The sequence below is a fragment of the Euzebyales bacterium genome (assembly GCA_035461305.1).
Classification (GTDB): Bacteria; Actinomycetota; Nitriliruptoria; order Euzebyales; family JAHELV01; genus JAHELV01.
In genome coordinates, this window is record DATHVN010000235.1 from 1 (window position 1) to 3,116 (window position 3,116).

The 3,116-nt window shown below is 68.8% G+C and carries 4 protein-coding genes; 3 read left to right on the forward strand and 1 reads right to left on the reverse strand.

The window, feature by feature from the left end; genetic code table 11:
• The 3 genes from VK923_20945 to VK923_20955 all read left to right on the forward strand — a co-directional run.
• Nucleotides 1-388, forward strand: a 388-nt coding sequence (locus VK923_20945) for a zinc finger domain-containing protein (protein ID HSJ47147.1), incomplete at its 5' end; no start/stop codon positions are given.
• A 237-nt stretch (nt 389-625) separates the two neighbouring features.
• Nucleotides 626-763: a hypothetical protein gene (locus VK923_20950; protein ID HSJ47148.1), complete on the forward strand. Its 138-nt coding sequence runs from the start codon at nt 626-628 to the stop codon at nt 761-763.
• Nucleotides 764-859: 96 nt separating this feature from the next.
• On the forward strand, nt 860-1,834 hold the full coding sequence (locus tag VK923_20955; protein ID HSJ47149.1) for a formate/nitrite transporter family protein: 975 nt from the start codon (nt 860-862) through the stop codon (nt 1,832-1,834).
• Between the two features lie 959 nt (nt 1,835-2,793).
• On the opposite strand, the gene VK923_20960 is transcribed toward VK923_20955, so the two are convergent.
• Entirely contained in the window at nt 2,794-3,015 is a 222-nt protein-coding gene (locus tag VK923_20960; protein ID HSJ47150.1) for a hypothetical protein, read from the reverse strand.
• Between the last annotated feature and the right edge of the window lie 101 nt (nt 3,016-3,116).

Genomic DNA, 3,116 nt, shown 5'->3' on the forward strand with positions numbered 1-3,116 from the left:
CGGTTCGGATGCGCTCGACGTCGACCGCGACACGTTCCGGGCCGCGCTTGCCCGACGCTCGCGCATGGTCAAGTCCGCGCTGATGGATCAGGAGGTGGTCGCCGGTCTCGGCAACCTCACGGTTGACGAGGTGTTGTGGCACGCGTGCGTGCATCCCCGGATGCGCCTCGATGCGCTCGACGACAGGGCGCGCGACCGGGTGTACGAGGCGATGCGCGACGTCCTGGCCGAGTCGGTCCGCCATGGCAGGGTGCCTGCACGTGAAGGATGGCTCACCGGGTCACGTGAGGACGTACAGCCAACCTGTCCGAGGTGCGGAGCGCCGATCGAGCAGGGCGTGGTCAACAGCCGCGGGACGTACTGGTGTCCGCGATGTCAACAGCTGTGAACGACGGGCTCGATCATCGCCGTCAGCGCGCTCGTCTCTGGGTGCGCGGCATGGTCGTGCAGTTGTCGGCCGGCCAGTTCTCGTCCCGTGTCCTGCGGTGGCGTCTCGCTGACCGTTACGGTCCAGCAGGCCCATCCCGAACGGGGCACGGCGTCACCGGCCGCACCGTGCCGATACCGACTCAGATGACGACCAGCACCAACCCGTGCGCGCCCGTACGCCCCCGTGGCGGGGTGGGTGGGCCTGATCGACGACAGCCACCTCTTCGACGCATTGCCCGCCGGCACGACCCTGGGGCTCGGACGCGCGCAGGCTGCGGGCAACCTGGTGGCGTCGTCGAGCAACCATGAGACGCGCATCCGGTGCCGCGCCTGAACTGACGGCGGACGACCACCGTCGGTTCAGGCGGTCGGGCCAAGGGGTACAGGAGCGGGAACTCTCCACGCTCCCCCGACGTCTGGACCGCGAGGCATGAGCGACAACGAGGACCGCATGGTGCGGTCGCCGAGCGGCGCACCTGCGACCGGACGGGCGGTACGTGACGTCCTGAGCGCCGACGAGACGTTCCAGCGTCTCACGGCGACCGCCGACGAGGAGTTCCAACGCACGGTCCGCCAGCTGATCTTCTCCGGCCTCGGGGCGGGGCTCGCGCTCGGCATGGTCTTCCTCGGTCGTAGCGCCGGGGCCGCGGCGGTCGGCAACTACGAGGCGTTCGCCGCCAACCTCCTGTACCCCATCGGCTTCGTCATCGTCGTCATCGGCCGCTATCAGCTGTACACCGAGAACACGCTCACACCGGTCACGCTGGTGCTCACGCGGGTCGCCAGCGTGCCATCACTGCTGCGCTTGTGGGCGATCGTGTTCGGCGCCAACGTCGTCGGCGCGTGGATCCTGGGTGCGTTCATCGCATACCCCGGCGTGCTCGACCAGCCGATCCGTGTGATGGGCGCCGAGATCGCGCGGCATGCCTTCGAGATCCCAGTCGTCGACCTGTTTCTCCGGGGCATCCTCGCCGGTGCCCTGGTCGGCGCCATGGTGTGGCTGACCCATGCCGTGCGTGAGAGCACCGCCAGGGTGATCATCATCTACGGCATCTTCCTGCTGATCCCCGTGGCTGGCCTGTTCCACGTGATCACCGGGTTCGTCGAGGTGGTCTACGGCGTGTTCCTCGGGGAGGGCACGTGGGGGCAGGCGTTCGCGTTCCTGATCGCCGTCGGACTCGGGAACACCGTCGGTGGCGTCGTCCTCGTCGCGCTGCTCAACTTCGGGCAGACCCGCGAGCGGCGCATCCCGGAGGGCAGCGAACTGGAGGAGCTGCACTGGAGGGACTGGCTGTTCGGGTTCCGGGCCGGCCTGGCCATGGACGACGCAATCGCCCCCGAGATCGTCGAAGACGAGGAGGTCAAACCCGACCACGACGCGACCACGGCGTCGAGCGACCGCTGATCGCGCCGTCCCCGACGAACACATCCTGTCCGGCGGCGCCGTCGCCCGATCACGGGTCGACATCGCGACGTCCGCTCGGAGGGCCCGCCCGCGTCGTCGGCGACGGGCATCCGCACCGTGAACCGCGTCCCGACGCCGACCTTGTTGTGGACGGATGACTCCGCGCCGACCAGCTGGCGTTCCCGCGGGCGATCGTCAATCCGAGCCCCGTGCCGCGGCGGCCATCCTCCGCACGGGAGAACCGGTCGAAGACGCGTGCGATCTCGTCGTCGGGGATGCCGGGTCCGTCGTCGACGACGTCGATCCGCATCGCGCCCGTCCCTCGCGCGCGATGCGGACGCGGGCACGCCCGACGCCGGCGTAGGGCATTCGCGACGAGTCGACCAGGATCCGTGCCAGTGCACGGCGGTCGCTGCGGACCGAGGCGCCGCTGTCGACCACGACGTCGACCTGATCCTGCCAGCCATTCGTACGGATGACCGAACGCATCAGCTGGACCACCGGGACCAGCTCCGGGCGTGCCTGGAGGTCGTGCGCCTCGAGCCTGGCCAGCTCTGCGACAGCGTCACGGACGGATCGGAGCCACCAGGACGAGGCGGGGCCTACAGTGGCCGTAGGGTCCTTACGGACGGGAAGCGCCGGCAGTGCCGCGGAGCTCGCGTTTGTAGCGGCCTGTCGGCGCCCCGCCCAGACCTCGCGGGGCGTCTGACGTTGCCGGATGCCGCGGTGACCGGAGCGGTCAGGTCTCCTGGATGGCGTGGCGCCCATGCCGAGGTCGTACGGCCGTGCTCACGAATGGCCCGATCTGCAACGTGCCAGCGACGATCCAGGCGCTGCGGCTGACCAAACACGCCTTCCACGGCGACTTGGAACTACACCATCACCCCACCCTGAACTACGTCCATGTAATTCACTCGCAAGCCATAACCAAGGAAACGACGTGGCGCCAGAGGAAGGGTCTAGCCGAGGCCGTCCTTGGTCAGGTCCCGCAGCAGGTCGTGGCAGCGGATCGCGCGCTCCGCGTCTTGGTCCTGACACTCGCGGATGAAGGCCTCGACATCCTCGTGATCCTCCGCATCCTCCACGTACTGGTCATACAGTTGCGCGGCCTGCAGGGCGTGGTACTGGATGCTGACCAGGTCGTAGACGATGTCGTCGGCCGGCGTGTGTGCGCTTCCCATCGCGGTCTCCTCACGTGGACGAGAGCTCTGCGGTCCCACCGGTGCGAACACACACCTGAGCACTGGTGTTCGTGGTCGCGTCGGCGACCGTCGTCCACCAC